We start from the raw sequence: 17880 nt of genomic DNA, 5'->3' as shown, positions 1-17880 counted from the left end.
GGTGTTGGCGCAGTATTCGCGCACCCCGGCCTAGGTCGGGGTCATTTTTTTTCAGAAACCTTAACCCATTCACGCAACACATTCACGTCGTTACGCCATTCCTGTTTAAGCTCATCAATCCACTCCTGTACATTGTCCCACCAGGCGGGTAGTTCAGGGCTTTGGATCTGTTTCGCGATCTGCTGCAAATGTACCAACCCAACCGAACCTGCAGCGCCTTTGATCTTATGCCCTTCTTCCGCAATGCCTTTCTGGTCGCGGGCCATCATGTTGGAATCCAGGACATCCAGATACCCAGGCATCATCTGTTCAAACATTTCCAGACTTTGATGAATCAACTTCGGTCCAACCAGTTCGATATACTGCTCCAGCATCACCACATCCAGCAGTGCCAGTTTTTTCTCATCCATATTGATCTCCTGCGCAGGCATCACCTGTTCCTCGCTTTGGTAGTTCCAGTACTTCTTAATCATCGCTGTGAGAGCGGGCACTGCAAGAGGTTTGCTCAACACATCATCCATTCCCGCATCCAGATATTCCCGTTTATCCTTCAGCACGTTGGCCGTTAATGCCACCAGAGGCGGTAACTGTTTCCCTGCGTGGCGCTGATGAATGCCACGTGCCACATCCAGTCCGGTCATATCCGGCAGTTGGATGTCCAGCAGAACCAGATCGAATTCATCCGGATCGAACATATCCAACGCTTCCTGCCCGGTCATCGCCACCTCGACGCTGTTACCCAGCTTCTCCAGCACCGACCTCGCCACCACCACGTTAAGCTCAATATCTTCCACCAATAGCACATGCAGCGCAGGCAGAGGAAGGTCGTCTTCAGGTTGTTCATCCTCAACCTCTTCCGCAACCCGGGGCGCGCTCAGCGTCAGCGTAAAGCATGAACCCTGCCCCTGTGCGCTACGCACACTGATATCCCCACCCATGGCCTGCGCCAGGCGACGAGAAACCGCCAGTCCGATGCCAGTGCCGGTTGCCGGCTTACCTCCGCGCTGATCTTTAACCTGATAGTACATGGCAAAGATTTTATCCTGTTCATCCTGCGGGATGCCCATTCCAGAATCTTCCACTTCGAAATAGAGATGGTCTTCGCCACGGTAACCTACCCGGACGACTATCTCGCCGCGCTGGGTGAACTTCACCGCGTTGCCGATCAAATTCCACAGGATCTGCCGTAACCGCGTCCCGTCCGCCACAATTTTGTGCGGCAGCGGTAGCTCAGGCTGCAGAATAAATTTCAGTCCTTTAGGTTCAGCCAGCAGGCCAGACAGGTTTTCCAGATCGGCAAGCAGCCCGGTGAAATCGAGTGGCTGATTATCCAGCTGCACCTTCCGGCGCTCGATTTTGTCCATCTCAATCACATCGTTGAAGATATTGCCAAGAGTGATGGCGGAGACATGAATAGTTTTAAGGTACTTGAGCTGTTCCTGGTTTAGATGGGTGTCCAGCAGAATGCGACTTAGTCCGACAATGCCGTTAAGCGGCGTACGAAGCTCGTGACTGATCGTAGAGATAAAGGTCGTCTTTTCCCTACTGGCATTCTCTAACGCGTCCTGGTAACGCTTACGCTCCGTTATATCGCGTCCGAAGCCCATCAGGCCGCTGCGTTTCCCCACGCGATCGTAATAAGGAACCTTGCGGATCTCAAAACAGGCTTTACGGCCATCGGGATACTGTAGCCACTGCTCGTAGGTCAGAGAAACGTTATGACGGAAGACTTTCTCATCCGTTTCCAGCACCTTTAGCGCCGCATCGTCGTCGTAGACGTCATTCGGGGTTAATCCTATAAGCTGCTTCTCGCTTTTCCCCGTCAGCAGCTCCATAGCCCGATTACAGCCAGAGAACTGCTGATCGGCATTACGATAGAAGACCAGGTCCGGCGAAGCATCCAGAAATGAGCGCAGAAAGGTCGACTGCTGCTCCAGTTCGATTTGCGCCTGCTCACGACGTGCCATTTCCTCTTTCAGCCGGGTCATCACCTGCAGACGCGCTTCTTCCGCCTTAATACGATCGGCAATTTCCTGATTGAGCTGTGTGATGTTTTCCTTCATTTGCTGATTCAGCTCAAGGTCGCGATTGCGCATCTCCTCAAGCTTATCGACCAGCCGCGCCAGTCGCTGGCGTGACTCTTCCAGCTGCTCAACAACGACCGAAAGGAAATATACCGCCCAGGGCGTAATCAGCAGGCCGAAAAACACCGAACGCACCACGTCGATGCTTTCCACATGCCCGCGCAGCACCATGGTCACGGCCATCTGGACAATCATTGCCAGTACCACCAGGGCGGAGGCCAACAGCAAAGAGAAGCGCACAAGCCCCAGCTTAACCATCAAATCAACGTAGTACTGGGCTAATAATCGAATTTGTTTCATGTAGGGTCCTTTCCGGTCTGAATCACACAATCATACCGGAATCGGATAAAAGTCCCACAGGTTAACGCGATGAGGAAAACGCACAAAAATGGTGCAACGCACAATGAAGATCAGGGCATTTGCACAGTTATAGTTCATCAAATGTTAATCAATACATACATTGCACAGTTATAGTTCATTTGTTTTTTATTAATGAAACTATTGCACGATATTAGTGCAGCACACTCTATATCTTGAAAGGTATTATTATGGAATTTTCATCGCCTGATGAAGTTTAGATTCTGCCGCTGAGATTCGCCTTACAGCCTGTACTGGCGCGGCCTTTGCGAGAAATTTTAATTATTTTGCCTTCAGAGCAAAAAGTTGTCGTCGTATATATTGACTAAATTTTATAACTGCATAATCTATAAAGCCGCTCAAAATCCAGAGCAACCCGCTTCGCCAATATAATTCATAGTGATGATGCAGATCGCTCACTATTCCTTGGTTACATCCAAACGAATAATCATTCATAAAATCCGAAATTCTAGTCATACCCTGGGTGATTAATTTTGCTAATAACCCCCCCTGTTTAATTCAAATATCCCCACTGATTAAAAACAGTGCGTTGATGTGGGTATTACCCCTCATTCAGCATATTATGCTGCAACCAGACATGATTCCAGCATGGTGCAGCGATTTGCTCGCTGCACTATAGTGAGACAGCTCACACTTCTTTACACGACGCCCCCCCATCCACAGGGGTAAAATATGACAATATTTCATTATTTATCATCACCTTAACAATGAAAACTCATAAAAAGGCATAAGAAAGATCGGTATTTGACCTCTGTACGCTTTCCCGATAAGTTGGGAATCCGCTGGAAGCTTTGCTTACGGGCCAGTGTCTCGGCATACATATGCAGTTAGACGACTCCCTCGTGATACCGGATATCTCCATTTAATGAGACCAGGAATCTAGAGAGTTTTTCATTCACGGACGATGCGCTTATGTCTCAGGATGGAATGCTCGGAGTCATGGTGTCCGCGTTTTAGCGGCAAAGAAAATTGATACAGACCCTGAGGTGACCGCTCAGCTGCGTTCTGTGCCTGAACAATATAGGTAATGTACAAAAGAAGTTAAGGAGGCCCTCGATGTCTGACTCAAAACCTTATCCCTATGGCTTGTATGATCCAACAAAAGAGAGTGATAGCTGTGGCGTGGGTTTCATTACACGTAAGGACGGCGAGCAAACTCATGAGGTCCTCCAGATGGCACACAGTGCCCTGTGTACCGTTCCTCATCGCGGCGGTATGTCCGCTGAAGGCGTGGGCGACGGCGCGGGCGTCAACGTCGACATCTCTCTGCATTTCTTCCGCAAAATTACCGGTCAACAGCTTGAATCGGGTCGTTTTGGCGTAGGCAATTTCTTTGTACCGAAAGACAGTGCGCTGCGCGCAAATGCCGAGCGTCTGGTTGAGGAAACCCTTGCGGCTTACGGCCTGTCGGTGATTTTAAAACGTGATATGCCGCTGGACACTGACGTACTGCGTCCGGCAGCCATTGTCTCACAGCTGCCTATCGCACAGTGGATCTTCACTATTCCTCAGGATATCGATAATCAAAACGATTTCGAAAAACGCATCTATCGTGCCCTGCTGGATATCGAAGCCCGCGCCTTTACCGAAAGTGAGTTTGGCGGCCTCTACCCGCTGTCACTCTCCTCGCGCACCCAGGTATTTAAAGCGCGCCTGAATTCCAATGAAGTGATCCCTTACTTCAAAGATCTGACCGATCCCGATCATCGCGTTCGCGGTCTGTTCTTCCATACCCGTTTTTCAACCAACACCGATCCGCATACGACGATGGCGCAGCCGTTCCGTTTGATGGCGCACAACGGTGAGCTGAATACCGACCGTAAAAACCGCATTGCGGAATCCGCGCTGGCTTCGGCTCGCGGCAAGAAAATCGTGCGTCCTAAAGGGCAGTCGGACAGCTCGCGTCTGGACCAGAGCATCCACAGCCGCCTGATGGAAGATAACCTCGACCTGATTAACGCCGTAGTTTCCATGATGCCACCGGCCTGGGAAAACGATGATTCTCTTTCCGATAACGTTCGCGCCATGCTCGAATACTTCTCCCTTTATGAAGAGAAGAATGACGGCCCGGCAGCACTGATCTTTGGTAACGGTGAAATCATCGGTGCCCGCCTTGACCGTCTGGGCCTGCGTCCGCTGCGCTCAGTGGAAACCGCGGAATACATCGGTGCAATGTCCGAAGCTGGCCAGATCGCCTTCCCACCGGAAAGCGTGCTGCGCCGCGGCCGTATCGAAGCGGGCGGAATGCTGTACTACGATCACAGCGAAAAACGCAGCTACACCACCGTAGAAGCGCTGGAAAAACTCGCTGCGGAGAAAGACTACCCGGCGCTGGTTGCCCAGGCTCGTATTACTCTGCAAGAACTGCCGGTGATCCCGGCAGAAAAACAGGGCTCCCCGCTGCGTTACAGCGGCGACCTGAAAACCTATCAGCGATTTGTGGCTTACTATTACAACCAGGAAAGCTTCAAATTCATGATGGACCCGATGCTGAGCACCGGGGCAGAAAAAATTTCAGCCATGGGTTATGGCAACGCGATCAACGCCTTATCCGATCATGAAGGCGGTATGGCGCACTACTTCTCCCAGCGCTTCGCGCAGGTGACGAACCCACCGTTAGACTCCATTCGTGAAGTTGACGGCATGACGCTGCGCGTGGCGCTGGGTGCTAAGCCGCATCTGGGCCGCAGTAAAGGTCGCCAGATCATCGTGCCAACGCCGATCCTGACCCACCTGGATATGCTGCAGCTGCGCGAGCAGGATGTGGCACCGTATGCCCGTTTTGAGATGCTCTATGCACCGGTGCTGGGTAGCGATGCAGAAAGCCGCCAGAAAAATGCCGATGCGCTGGAGCAGGCGATTGACGATCTTGCTCAGCAGGTGGTTGATTTTGCTCGTGAACAGGGCGGAATCGCAGTACTGACTGACCGCCACATCTCCTCTACTCAAGCCGCGATACCGATGCTGCTGGTGGTGTCCGCCATCAACCAGCGCCTCGTTCAGGAAGGTCTGCGTCTTGATGTTTCGCTGGTGGTTGAAAGCGGTCAGAGTATTTCTTCGCACCACATTGCCGCTGCGCTGGGCTTTGGTGCCTCAGCAATCTATCCGCTGGGCGTGCAGATGCGTGCCGAAGAGAAATATGGTGAAGGCGAAGAAGGCAATAAAGCCTTTAAGCGCTATGCCAAGGCCGCAGAAAAAGCGCTGATGAAAACCATGGGCAAAGTGGGCCTGTGTACCGTCGAAAGCTACAGCTGCGGTGAATTCTTCGAGCCAAACTTCCTCGATACGGAAGATCGCGTACTGAAGAAATACTTCCCGAACATTAAAACCCCGGTGGGTGGCGCAGGCTTTGCCTCTATCGCGCAGATGGCGGTGGACTGGCATCAGAGCGCCCTGAAAATTCAGGGAGAAGCTGAAGTTCCGCTGCTGGGCCTGTTTAAAGAACGTGCAGAAGGTGCCGGTCACTCTTACGGAACCATCGCCGTACGTACCTTTATCGACATGACCGAGCAGCCTATCCGCTTCGCAGATAAGCAGCGTGGGGAAGATCAGTTTATTCGCCTGCTGACGCTGGCCAAACTGGACAACGCTTTCAATATCAAAGCGAAGTCCTTTGCTGACAGCAGCTTTGAGCGCATCCCTGATGACGTCATTAACGCCTTTACTATCACGCCGGATTACCGTCAGTTCTCCAGCCTGATGCACGAAGAGCGCAAACGTCGCCCGGCCGCGCTGCGCGATATCCTCGCCTTCCCGTGCGATCTGACCCACGTTGACAGCCTGGCTGAATTCAGCCGTAAGCTGGGACGTTATTCGCTGGTCAACAACAGCTTCGCCGTGCGCGGGCTGACCTGTGAAGCCGGAAGCGCAGGCCAGTTTACCCTGCGACTGACCGATGCGATTGAAGGCCTGAAGCCGGAACATGAGCGTCTGCTGGTGCTGGCAACTGCGCTGAAAAACCGCTTCCTGGATGAAATTGAGCACACTGAAATTACCGCTGACGGCCTGCAGATCACCGCACAGGGCAAAGCGGCTGACTATCTGTCACGTATTTTCGCCACTCAGCCTTCCCTGCCGCTGAGCGAAGTGCAGCCGGCCTGCGAGATCACCCGCACGTTCGCCTCCGGTGCGATGAGCCACGGTGCGCTGGTTGCTCCGGCTCACGAAGCGGTGGCCCACGGCACCAACATGGTTGGCGGCATGAGCAACTGCGGTGAAGGCGGCGAGCACTATTCGCGCCACGGCACCATCCGTGCCTCTCGCATTAAACAGCTGGCATCCGGTCGTTTTGGCGTCTGGGCGGCTTATCTGGCCGATCCGATGCTGGAAGAGCTGGAAATCAAAATCGGTCAGGGTGCAAAACCGGGTGAAGGCGGTCAGCTGCCTGCGCCGAAAGTGACGGTTGAGATCGCCGCTGCTCGTGGCGGTACGCCGGGCGTGGAGCTGGTATCCCCTCCTCCGCACCACGATACCTACTCCATCGAGGATCTGGCACAGCTGATCCACGACTGTAAGGCGGCGCGCGTTCGCGTCATCGTTAAGCTGGTTTCCTCTGAAGGGATCGGCACTATCGCGGTCGGCGTGGCGAAAGCCGGTGCCGATGTGATCAACGTGGCGGGTAACACGGGCGGAACCGGTGCAGCCTCGGTGACCAGTTTGAAATACACCGGTCGCGTTGCCGAAATCGGTATTGCCGAAGTGCACCAGGCACTCTGCGCCAACGGCCTGCGCGAAAAAGTACTGCTGCGCTGCTCCGGCGCACAGCAGACCGGCAGCGACGTGGTGAAATCGGCCCTGCTCGGCGGCGACAGCTTCGAATTTGGTACTACTGCGCTGATGATGCTGAAGTGCGTGATGGCGAAAAACTGTAACGTGAAGTGCCCGGCCGGCCTGACCACCAATGCCGAAGCCTTCGATGGCGATCCGCGCCAGCTGGCACAGTATTTCATCAACGTTGCGCATGAAGTTCGTGAGATGCTGTCTCGTCTGGGATTACGCTCTCTGCGCGAAGCGCGCGGGCGCTCTGACCTGCTGCACCTGATGGATCACCCGCTGGAAGTCTGCAAACTCGATTTGCGTGCCATGCTCACCGTGGTACCGGAAGTGAAGATCGCCAAGCCGGTTTATCTGGAAAAAGATTTCGCCCTTGATAACGACTGGGTGGAGCTGCTGAACGACTCGCTGGTGGTTCAGGGAAGCACTGATATCCGTCTGGGCAATGGCATCACGCTGAACAACCGTAACAAGAGCGTCGGCGGCCAGCTGGCCATCGATATCGAGCGTATGCTGAACCACACGCTGAACGCGGAACAGCTGGCAGATATCCCGGCGCTGCTCGACGATCGCGGCCGCCGCTACCTGGCGCCGGGCACGGTCAACATCTTCACCTCAGGCTCTGCCGGTCAGTCTTATGGCGTATTCTGCAACGACGGGATGCAGATGACGCATTCCGGCACCTGTAACGACGGTGTGGGTAAAGGCCAGTGCGGCGGCGAGATTATCGTTGTTTCACCTGGCGGCGGCTCTGAAGATGCTGAAGGCAACGTGCTGATCGGTAACTTCGCGCTGTTCGGTGCCACCGGTGGCCGTCTGTTCGTTCAGGGCCAGGCCGGTGACCGCTTCGCGGTACGTAACTCCGGTGCGACCGCCGTTGTGGAAGGCGTCGGTGATTTCTGCTGCGAATATATGACCAACGGTGCCGTTCTGAACCTCGGTACGTTCGGTAAAGGTTTCGGTAACGGGATGAGCGGCGGCTTTGCCTACCAGTACGATCCGTACGGATCGCTCGCCAGCCATGCTGCCGGTGATTCCGTGCTGTTCGGCTCTATCGCCGAAGACAATGAAATGGCCCGCGTACACAAACAGGCGGTGTTCACCATGCTGACCTGGCATCTGGAGGCAACGAACTCACCTCGCGCCGCCTGGCTGCTGGACCACTGGGAAACCGAGTGCCAGAACTTTGTCTACGTGATGCCGCGCTCCCTGCTGCTGTATCAGGACAGCGCTGAGATCCTGAAAGCGAAAACCCGTAAGGATCTGCTGGAAGAGCTGTCTACCGCTCTGGCCGGCCATCAGGTAGCGAAATTCAAAGCTGCATGGCGTGAAGGTAAGCCGATCGCTAACGGTGCAGTACCGGCCTACGGTGCCACCGATACGCCGGAAATGCTGGTGTTGTTGAATAACTACACCGTACTGAGTTCTGCCCAGCAGTTAGCACTCTCCCGCCTGCCGAAAGGCACTGCGGTAGATGATGCCGCCGTTGAAAAAGCGGTACGTAACCTGCTGATGACAGAAGACTTTGCCCTGATCTCTAAGCTGCAGCGTCACGCTCGCGCAGCAATTGAGAACTACAACGACGAAGAGCTGTCCTGCCTGATCGCTGCCAAACGTATGGCGGACTACAAGGCAGCGCTGACTCAGCGTAACATCCGCTCAATGGATAGTCTGGCGACCTACGGCTGGATCATCTATCAGGATGCCAGCAACCGTCAGGTGCTGGGTGGATTGCCTGACTTTGAGGAACTGTTTGCCCGCGCCGCGCTGCCGGAGTTAGCCGCTGCGGTAGGCAAACTGGCCTGATAACAGCCTGAATCAACCGCGTTAACCGGCGCGATATCCCACGGGATGCCGCGCCGGAATGCAGGTTACTGAACATGACGAAACGGGATTGAGTATAGAAAACCCATGAAAATTCCTTATATTCCTGAAGATGCACCATTTAATGGTGAGCAGAAATTCTGGCTGGCAGGCTTCCTCGCCGGGTTACATTCACGTCTGCTGGTGCTGGAAGACAAACCGCAGGCGGGAGCAAGCGCGGGCGCGGCAACCACCACCCAGCTGCATATCCTGTTTGGTTCACAGACCGGTAACGCTGAGGCGTTAGCGCAGAGCGCCGCGAAAGCCGCACGTGCCAAAGGTCTGGTACCGGTAGTTCAGGGGCTGGGTGAAGTCGATATCGATGTATTCGCCACCATGCGCCACGTGCTGATTATCACCTCTACCTACGGTGAAGGTGAAATGCCGGATAACGCCGAGCTGTTCTGGCAGGCGCTTTCCGCCAGCACCGCACCGCGTCTGGAGCAGATGCACTTTGCTATCCTCGCCATCGGTGACACCGGCTACGACGGTTTCTGCCAGGCGGGTAAATTCTTCGATATGCGTCTTGAGCAGTTGGGTGCGAAGCGCGTATTCGACCGCATTGACTGTGACATTGATTACGAAGAACCTGCCGGTGAGTGGATTGCTAACTCAATGCCGCAGTTCGCCGCCAGTGCGGGCAGCACCGGCGCAGCGCTGGAGAACCTGCCGGAAGCGCCGGTGATCCCAGGCAGCAACAAAAACAACCCGTATGCCGCCGCCCTGGTGACCAACAAGCGCCTGTCCGGCGAAGCGTCCGGTAAAGACATTCGCCACTTTGAATTCGATCTGACCGACAGCGGTCTGAAATATGAAGCTGGCGATGCGCTCGGGGTGATCCCGGTCAACGATCCGGTCCTGGTCGATCTGCTGCTGACGCAGCTCAAATCCGATTATCAGAGCCCGGTTCCTGGCTTTGACCGCAGCCTGGGCGATCTGCTGACCTATCAGTTCGAAATCTCCGAGCCTTCACGCAAGCTGATCGAATGGGTAGGCCAGAACACCACTAACCAGGAGCTGCGTCACGTGCTTCAGCACGACGATAAAGATGCGCTTGGCGTCTGGTTGTGGGGTAAAGACACCCTGGATCTGCTGCAGCTGGATCTGACCCGCACGTTGACTACCGCTGAGTTTGTTACGCTGCTGCGTCCGTTGCAGCACCGCGCTTACTCCATCTCGTCCAGCTCGAAGGCGCACCCAAATCAGGTACACCTGACTATTGCTTCCGTGCGCTATCACAGCGCGGGACGTGCGCGTAACGGCGTTTGCTCAACCTATCTGGCAGAACGCGTTGGTCGCGGCGGCAAGCCGGCAATCTTTATTTCGCCTAACAAAGCTTTCCGCGTACCGTCAAACGGTAACGCACCGCTGATCATGATCGGCCCGGGCACCGGTATTGCACCGTTCCGCGCCTTCCTTCAGGAGCGTCAGGCAACCGGCGCCAGCGGTAAAAACTGGCTGTTCTTCGGCGATCAGCACCAGGAACACGACTTTATTTACCAGGATGAGCTTAACGGCTGGCAGGAAAGCGGTCTGCTGACTCATCTGGATCTGGCCTTCTCACGCGATCAGTCGAAAAAGATTTACGTGCAGAACCGTATGCTGGAACAGGGCGCTGAACTGTTTGCGTGGCTGCAGGAAGGGGCTTACTTCTACGTGTGCGGCGATGCATCACGCATGGCGAAAGACGTGGATAAAGCACTGTATGAAATCGTTTCTCAGTTTGGCGGTATGTCTGCCGAACGCGCAGCTGACTACATCGATCAGTTGAAGAAAGAGAAACGCTACCTGCGCGACGTATATTAATCATCCTTTGGATGCGGCCAGCCCGCATCCATTGACGATATGCAGTTAAAAAAAACGGGCCAATTGGCCCGTTTTTCTATGCTGCTTATTAATGGCTTACTTCACAACGCGTAATGCCGGGCGGCCACCGCGCGGCGGCGGCTCATCGTCTGGCGTGTGATCGTCATTTTCATCATCCGGACGATCGCCATCGATCACCGACATCAGGGTTTCCGGTGCTTCATCCTGTTCGGTTGAAGCATCAAACTCCCCGGCACCGTCGTAGGCTGGCTCCGGTTCGAACATTGTACCGGCGCCGTTTTCCCTGGCGTAGATCGCCAGCACCGCTGCCAGCGGCACGTTCACCTGACGCGGAACGCCACCAAAGCGAGCATTGAAACGAACTTCATCATTGCCCAGCTCCAGATTCCCCACGGCACGCGGCGCGATATTCAGTACGATCTGACCATCCCGCGCATATTCCAGAGGGACCATCACACCCGGCAAATTGATATCGACGACCAGATGCGGGGTGAGCTGGTTCTCAAGCAACCACTCATAGAAAGCGCGCAACAGATAAGGACGACGTGCGGTAAGTTGCGACATTTCCATCGTAATCAGCCCCGCGTTTGCAGGCGCATTTCACGCTCGGCTTCGGTCAGGGAAGCAAGGAATGAATCACGCTCAAAGACGCGAGTCATATAGCCCTTCAGCTCTTTCGAACCGGCACCGTTCAGATCAATACCCAGCTGCGGCAGACGCCACAGCAGCGGAGCCAGATAGCAGTCAACCAGGCTGAATTCTTCGCTCATAAAGAACGGCGTGCGAGAGAACAGTGGGGCAATCGCCAGCAGCTCTTCACGCAGCTGTTTGCGAGCCGCTTCGGCTTCCTGCGCCGTGCCGTTCTCAACTTTACGCATCAGGCTGTACCAGTCTTGCTCAACGCGGTGCATCATCAGACGACTTTCACCACGTGCGACCGGATACACCGGCATCAATGGAGGATGCGGGAAACGCTCATCCAGATACTCCATGATGATACGAGATTCATACAGCGTCAGCTCACGATCAACGAGTGTCGGCACGGTACGGTACGGGTTGAGGTCGATCAGATCCTGGGGCAGATTATCCATTTCAACCTGCTCGATCTCGACGCTTACACCTTTCTCAGCCAGTACGATACGAACCTGATGGCTAAAAATGTCAGTCGGACCAGAAAACAGCGTCATTACCGAACGTTTGTTGGCAGCGACAGCCATGTAAACCTCCAAGTTTATCCAGAAAATTACTGCGAATAGCCATCCACGCGGCGACTCGTTATTGCCATTAGCCCGATGATTGGCCACTCCAGCCGTAAGCGGGAGCTGCACGTCATTGTTGACTGGCCAATGGGCACAAAGTGACACATAGTCTACCAGATTTTAGTCAGCTTGTGCGGAGACGAATGCCGATTTACGAGGGAAAAGTGATAAAGCAAGATAACTTTCGCGCTTTTTGCACCAGCAGAAAATAAAAAACCCGGCGCTGAGCACCGGGTTTTCGATAACTGACTCTGCCGAAGCAGAATAAATTAACGTTTGGAGAACTGTGGACGACGACGTGCTTTACGCAGGCCGACTTTCTTACGTTCAACCTGACGAGCATCACGAGTAACGAAGCCTGCTTTACGCAGTTCGCCACGCAGAGACTCATCGAACTCCATCAGAGCGCGGGTGATACCGTGACGGATCGCACCAGCCTGACCAGAGATACCACCACCTTTAACGGTGATGTACAGATCGAATTTACCAACCATGTCCAGCAGTTCCAGCGGCTGACGAACTACCATGCGGGCAGTTTCACGACCGAAGTACTGTTCCAGAGAACGCTGGTTGATTACGATGTTACCACTGCCCGGCTTGATAAATACGCGAGCGGTAGAGCTTTTGCGGCGACCAGTGCCGTAGTTTTGATTCTCAGCCATTGCCTGTAATCCCGATTAAATGTCAAGAACTTGCGGTTGCTGTGCCGCATGGTTGTGCTCGTTGCCCGCGTAAACTTTCAGTTTACGGTACATAGCACGACCCAGCGGGCCCTTTGGCAGCATGCCTTTAACCGCGATTTCAATCACACGCTCAGGACGGCGAGCAATCATCTCTTCGAAGGTCGCTTGCTTGATACCACCGATGTGGCCGGTGTGATGGTAATACACTTTATCGGTACGCTTGTTACCAGTTACGGCAACTTTCTCAGCGTTCAGAACGATAATGTAATCACCAGTATCTACGTGCGGAGTGTATTCCGCTTTGTGCTTACCGCGCAGACGACGAGCAAGTTCAGTCGCTAAACGACCTAAAGTTTTGCCTGTTGCGTCAACAACATACCAGTCACGTTGGACGGTTTCTGGTTTAGCTGTAAAAGTTTTCATCTAAAAGCTTACCCAAATTAAGTTACACGTTGGTGAAATCCCAAACGCTTGAATAAACGGTTGGAGCTCACACGACCATCTTGACCAGTAAGCCCACCCCTTCGGATAGAGTTACTGGAACACAAAGAGTTTTGGGAAAAAAACCTTTGTTGTAACGTGGGGTCGCAAGATTATAGAGAAGTCGCCCATAAAAATCGAACACTTTCTACGATAAAATTGCCGTTCCGCCACGCCCTTTTTTACTCAGGGCAGATGCTGCAGGCGCAGGTATTCTTCACTCTGCATTTCCTGCAAGCGGGAAACACAGCGCTGATACTCAAACTTCAGCCGCGTGCCCTGATAAATTTCATACAGTGATGTTTCCGCCGAAACCACCAGCTTCACGTGACGCTCGTAAAACTCATCCACCAGCGCCAGAAAACGCCGGGCCTGATCTTCGGTTTTGTAAATCATCACCGGCACATCATACAGCAATACGCTGTGAAAACGGCGAGATAGCTCAATATAGTCGTGCTGGCTTCGCCCTTCACCACACAGGGTGAGGAAACTCATTGCGAGTACGCCTTCCTCCATGCCGAGCGTAGGGAGCTGCCGATGGTTGATTTCCAACGGTGCATGCGCTTCACGGGGTTTACCGGCCAGCGCGACAAACATCCGTTCCATCTCTTTTGAAGTGGAGGCGTCCAGCGGCGTCATCCATAAATGGGCAGAAGTCAGCGTGCGCAGGCGATAATCAATCCCGGCATCAACGTTCATAATGTCGCAATGCTGCTTAATCATTTCGATTGCTGGCAAAAAACGTGCGCGTTGCAAACCGTTACGATAGAGATCGTCCGGGGGAATGTTAGACGTTGCAACCAGGGTAATGCCACGGCTGAACAGCGCTTCCATCAGCGTGCCCAGTAACATTGCATCAGTGATATCGGAGACAAAAAATTCATCAAAACACAGTAGATCCGTCTCTGCTTTGAAGCGGTCGGCGACGGTTTGCAGCGGGTCGCTTTTCCCCTGCAGCTCGGTCAGCTCTTCATGCACGCGCAGCATAAAACGATGAAAATGCAGACGCTGTTTGCGCTCACCAGGAATTGCCTGAAAAAACATGTCCATCAGCCAGGTCTTTCCACGCCCAACGCCACCCCACATATACAGGCCACGCGCCGGGGGCTGAGGGTCGGTTTTCCCTTTGCCTAACAGCTTATTTAATTTGCCAAACAACCCACCGCTGCTCGCGGCGGGAGCGGGACGAGAACCGCTTAACGCCTGCCATATGCCGTCAAGCTGGGTGATTGCTGCGCGCTGTACTTCATCAGGCTGATACTCGCCGTTTTCCAGCGCCTGCTCATAGAGCGCCAGAGGGGACATCTTTTGCATAATTTAGTCACATTCCCTGAAAAAATGGCCGTGCCGGGGGGTTGATCGTCGAAAAAAAAGTCGTTCTACACTAAGCGAAGCGGCCACAGGATTCCACTTCCATAACATTAGCGGTTATAGTGGCTAGTAGTGAATGGAAAGACCCTACGGAACAACGAAGACAAAACGGGAGTTATTATGACCTGGGAATACGCGCTCATTGGGTTAGTTGTTGGGATTATTATCGGCGCGGTTGCAATGCGTTTTGGCAACAAGAAACTGCGTGAGCAGCGCTCGTTGCAGTATGAACTGGAAAAAAGCAAAGCTGAGCTGGCGGAATACCGTGAAGAGCTGACCAACCATTTTGCCCACAGCGCTGAGCTGCTGGACAATATGGCCCGCGATTATCGCCAGCTGTACCAACATATGGCAAAAGGGTCTAATGACCTGTTACCGAACCTGCCGGGAGAGAAAAATCCCTTTGCTTATCAGCTAACTGAGTCAGAAGCCGATAACGACCAGGCCCCGGTACAGATGCCGCGGGACTACCCGGACAGCGCTTCCGGCCTGCTGCGTGGTGAACGCCCCGCAGGAAAATAAGCCATTCTTATGGGGTGCCTGGCACCCCGTTTCGTTGCAAGTATCGCTGTCAGTCACATCTCAGAGCCTGCATGTGCAGGGTATTCATATCACTTCTCCGGTAGCGAGAGCGTCGTAACGATGAAAAAAACGTCATTTCTGTTAAGCGCATTAGCACTCAGTCTCGGCCTTAATCTGGCTATGATGACTCCTTCGGCCCAGGCTTCTCTCCCTTCGCAAGTTGAAGGGCAACCGTTGCCCAGCCTGGCCCCTATGCTGGAAAAAGTGTTACCAGCCGTGGTCAGTGTCTACGTGGAAGGCACACAGAAGCAGGAACAGCAGATCCCTGAACAGTTGAAACGTTTTCTGGGCCAGGACGGCGAACAGGATGACGGACCAAAGCAGCCTTTTGAAGGCCTGGCCTCCGGTGTCATCATCGATGCGGCGAAAGGCTATGTGCTGACCAACTACCATGTGGTGAACGGCGCAGACAAAATTAAAGTCCAGCTCAGCGACGGGCGTGAATTTGACGCCAAACTGATTGGTGACGATGAGCAAACTGACGTGGCGCTTATTCAACTGAACGGTGCCACGAAGCTGACCCAGGTCAGCATTGCCGACTCGGACCAGCTAAAAGTCGGTGACTTTACCGTCGCCATCGGGAATCCGTTTGGCCTGGGTCAGACGGCAACCTCCGGTATTGTCTCAGCCCTGGGGCGCAGCGGCCTGAATCTGGAAGGTCTGGAAAACTTTATCCAGACCGATGCGGCGATTAACCGCGGTAATTCCGGCGGCGCGCTGGTTAACCTGAACGGTGAGCTGATTGGCCTGAATACCGCAATTCTCTCCTCCGCGGGCGGCAACATCGGCATCGGTTTTGCGATTCCGAGCAATATGGCGATGAATCTTGCCCAGCAGCTGATTAAATTTGGCGAAGTAAAACGTGGACAGCTCGGCATTAAAGGCACGGAAATGACCGCCGATATGGCCAAAGCCTTTAACGTTGACGTCCAGCGTGGGGCCTTCGTCAACGAAGTTCTGGCAGGTTCGGCAGCGGCAAAAGCGGGCATCAAAGCCGGTGACATTATCATCAGCGTGGACGGCAAACCGGTTAATAATTTTGCCGAACTGCGGGTGAAAATCGGCACCACCGCACCGGGACAGGAGGTAAAAGTTGGCCTGCTGCACGAAGGAAAACCGGCGACTGTCAGCGTTAAGTTGGATAACAGCAGCCAGAGTACCGTGAGTGCAGAACAGCTGGCCCCGGCCCTTCAGGGCTCAACGCTCAGCGACGGAGCGGCTGTCGATGGCACCAAAGGTGTCAAAGTGGATAATGTTGAGAAAGGCACTCCCGCAGCAATCGCGGGCCTGCAGAAAGATGATGTCATTGTCGGCCTGAATCGCACCCCGGTTCAGAATCTGGCTGAACTGCGCAAGCTGCTGGAGGGCAAACCTCCGCTACTGGCGCTGAATATTATTCGCGGTAGCGACAGCATCTATTTACTGCTTCAGTAGTCCCCTTCGCGGGCACAGGCTACTGTGCCCGCGCAACTCATGTTATCCTGCATTTAGTTCATTCATTCACCGCTTAAAACCATGTTTCTTAAACTTTTACGTTCCGTGATATTCGGCCTGATTGTGGCGGGTATTCTTCTGGTAGCCGTTCCGGGCCTTAAGTTCGGCGGCGATCTGCTGTCCCAGCCTGGCAACAACGCCGACCAGGAACCGGTCAGCTACAACGATGCCGTACGGCGTGCGGCGCCGGCGGTGGTTTACGTTTATAACCGCAGCGCCAGCAACTCTTCTGATGTCCTGGGTTCCGGCGTCATCATGGACCCTCGCGGCTATATTTTGACGAACAAACACGTCATCAACGATGCCAACCAGATTATCGTGCGCCTGCAGGATGGTCGTTACTTTGAAGCAATGCTGGTGGGGTCAGATTCGCTGACCGATCTTGCCGTACTGAAAATTACCGCATCGAATCTGCCGGTCATCCCGATCAACCCGAAACGCGTGGCGCATATCGGCGATCTGGTGATGGCGATTGGTAATCCTTATAACATCGGTCAGACGGTCACTCAGGGCATTATTGGTGCAACCGGCCGCGTGGGGCTGAGCCCATCACGCCATCAGGACTTCCTGCAAACGGACGCCTCGATTAACCGCGGTAACTCCGGCGGTGCGCTAATTAACTCGCTGGGCGAACTGATGGGAATTAACACGCTTTCATTCGATAAGAGCAGCGATGGCGAAACGCCGGAAGGGCTGGGTTTTGCTATCCCGACACGGCTGGCCACCAAAATTATGGATAAGCTGATCCGCGACGGACGAGTGATCCGCGGATATATCGGTATCACCGGGGAAGAAATCCCGCGCTTTACCGGCCAGAATACCACGCTGGAGCATCCGCAGGGCATTGTCATCACCGGTATGAACCCTACCGGCCCGGCGCAAAAAGCCGGCTTGCAGATCCACGATGTGATTACGCGGGTGAATAATGTTCCCGCCGTTTCCGCAATGGAAACCATGGATCAGGTCGCGGAGATCCGTCCTGGAACAGTCATAGAGGTTGAGATCCTGCGTAACGATAAGAAGATGACGCTACCGGTCACGGTACTGGAATACCCGGAAGAGAACAAAAGTCAGTAGGGAAAAGTG

The 17880-nt window shown here is 54.1% G+C and carries 11 protein-coding genes; 5 read left to right on the top strand and 6 right to left on the bottom strand.

The features are described from left to right. Positions 1-41 precede the first annotated feature (41 nt). Positions 42-2384, bottom strand: a complete 2343-nt coding sequence (gene arcB, locus IBT47_RS17745) for an aerobic respiration two-component sensor histidine kinase ArcB (protein ID WP_200561832.1) — start codon at positions 2382-2384, stop codon at positions 42-44. A gap of 1134 nt (positions 2385-3518) precedes the next feature. On the opposite strand from arcB, the gene IBT47_RS17740 reads away from it, so the two are divergent. Together IBT47_RS17740 and IBT47_RS17735 are read left to right on the top strand one after the other, a co-directional pair. Continuing rightward, the gene (locus IBT47_RS17740) at positions 3519-9041 is read left to right on the top strand and encodes a glutamate synthase-related protein (RefSeq protein ID WP_200561830.1); all 5523 of its coding nucleotides are present in this window, start codon (positions 3519-3521) and stop codon (positions 9039-9041) included. 105 nt (positions 9042-9146) lie between these two features. After that, positions 9147-10904 (top strand): sulfite reductase subunit alpha, encoded by a 1758-nt coding sequence (locus IBT47_RS17735; RefSeq protein WP_200561828.1) that lies wholly within the window; start codon positions 9147-9149, stop codon positions 10902-10904. A 96-nt stretch (positions 10905-11000) separates the two neighbouring features. Here IBT47_RS17735 and sspB read toward each other — a convergent pair whose 3' ends face one another. From sspB to zapE, 5 genes are all read right to left on the bottom strand, one after another. Further along, positions 11001-11495, bottom strand: a complete 495-nt coding sequence (gene sspB, locus IBT47_RS17730) for a ClpXP protease specificity-enhancing factor (RefSeq protein ID WP_200546533.1) — start codon at positions 11493-11495, stop codon at positions 11001-11003. Positions 11496-11500: 5 nt separating this feature from the next. Next, a complete protein-coding gene (gene sspA, locus IBT47_RS17725; RefSeq protein WP_200561826.1) occupies positions 11501-12142 on the bottom strand; it encodes a stringent starvation protein SspA in 642 nt (213 codons plus the stop codon). A gap of 311 nt (positions 12143-12453) precedes the next feature. Next, the gene (gene rpsI, locus IBT47_RS17720) at positions 12454-12846 is read right to left on the bottom strand and encodes a 30S ribosomal protein S9 (protein ID WP_056231096.1); all 393 of its coding nucleotides are present in this window, start codon (positions 12844-12846) and stop codon (positions 12454-12456) included. Between the two features lie 15 nt (positions 12847-12861). After that, positions 12862-13290, bottom strand: coding sequence for a 50S ribosomal protein L13 (gene rplM, locus IBT47_RS17715; protein ID WP_105592908.1), 429 nt, complete (start codon positions 13288-13290; stop codon positions 12862-12864). 243 nt (positions 13291-13533) lie between these two features. Next, on the bottom strand, positions 13534-14661 hold the full coding sequence (gene zapE / locus IBT47_RS17710) for a cell division protein ZapE (protein ID WP_200561824.1): 1128 nt from the start codon (positions 14659-14661) through the stop codon (positions 13534-13536). A 177-nt stretch (positions 14662-14838) separates the two neighbouring features. Between zapE and zapG the strand changes: the two genes are divergently transcribed. The 3 genes from zapG to degS all read left to right on the top strand — a co-directional run bounded on the left by zapG (position 14839) and on the right by degS (position 17871). Then, positions 14839-15240 (top strand): Z-ring associated protein ZapG, encoded by a 402-nt coding sequence (gene zapG, locus IBT47_RS17705; RefSeq protein ID WP_105592906.1) that lies wholly within the window; start codon positions 14839-14841, stop codon positions 15238-15240. A gap of 120 nt (positions 15241-15360) precedes the next feature. Beyond that, positions 15361-16734, top strand: coding sequence for a serine endoprotease DegQ (gene degQ / locus IBT47_RS17700; protein ID WP_200561822.1), 1374 nt, complete (start codon positions 15361-15363; stop codon positions 16732-16734). A gap of 81 nt (positions 16735-16815) precedes the next feature. Continuing rightward, a complete protein-coding gene (degS, locus tag IBT47_RS17695; RefSeq protein WP_200561820.1) occupies positions 16816-17871 on the top strand; it encodes an outer membrane-stress sensor serine endopeptidase DegS in 1056 nt (351 codons plus the stop codon). The last annotated feature ends 9 nt before the right edge of the window (positions 17872-17880 follow it).

It is taken from the genome of Erwinia sp. S43, assembly GCF_016624745.1.
Taxonomy (GTDB): Bacteria; Pseudomonadota; Gammaproteobacteria; order Enterobacterales; family Enterobacteriaceae; genus Erwinia; species Erwinia coffeiphila.
This window is presented reverse-complemented; position numbering and strand designations above follow the sequence as displayed.

What these genes read in the sequence shown, in the direction of transcription:
- rpsI (WP_056231096.1), bottom strand. Translation starts at nt 12,846, where the DNA reads ATGGCTGAGAATCAAAACTACGGCACTGGTCGCCGCAAAAGCTCTACC.
- arcB (WP_200561832.1), bottom strand. Translation starts at nt 2,384, where the DNA reads ATGAAACAAATTCGATTATTAGCCCAGTACTACGTTGATTTGATGGTT.
- IBT47_RS17735 (WP_200561828.1), top strand. Translation starts at nt 9,147, where the DNA reads ATGAAAATTCCTTATATTCCTGAAGATGCACCATTTAATGGTGAGCAG.
- zapE (WP_200561824.1), bottom strand. Translation starts at nt 14,661, where the DNA reads ATGCAAAAGATGTCCCCTCTGGCGCTCTATGAGCAGGCGCTGGAAAAC.
- sspA (WP_200561826.1), bottom strand. Translation starts at nt 12,142, where the DNA reads ATGGCTGTCGCTGCCAACAAACGTTCGGTAATGACGCTGTTTTCTGGT.
- rplM (WP_105592908.1), bottom strand. Translation starts at nt 13,290, where the DNA reads ATGAAAACTTTTACAGCTAAACCAGAAACCGTCCAACGTGACTGGTAT.
- sspB (WP_200546533.1), bottom strand. Translation starts at nt 11,495, where the DNA reads ATGGAAATGTCGCAACTTACCGCACGTCGTCCTTATCTGTTGCGCGCT.
- IBT47_RS17740 (WP_200561830.1), top strand. Translation starts at nt 3,519, where the DNA reads ATGTCTGACTCAAAACCTTATCCCTATGGCTTGTATGATCCAACAAAA.
- degQ (WP_200561822.1), top strand. Translation starts at nt 15,361, where the DNA reads ATGAAAAAAACGTCATTTCTGTTAAGCGCATTAGCACTCAGTCTCGGC.
- zapG (WP_105592906.1), top strand. Translation starts at nt 14,839, where the DNA reads ATGACCTGGGAATACGCGCTCATTGGGTTAGTTGTTGGGATTATTATC.
- degS (WP_200561820.1), top strand. Translation starts at nt 16,816, where the DNA reads ATGTTTCTTAAACTTTTACGTTCCGTGATATTCGGCCTGATTGTGGCG.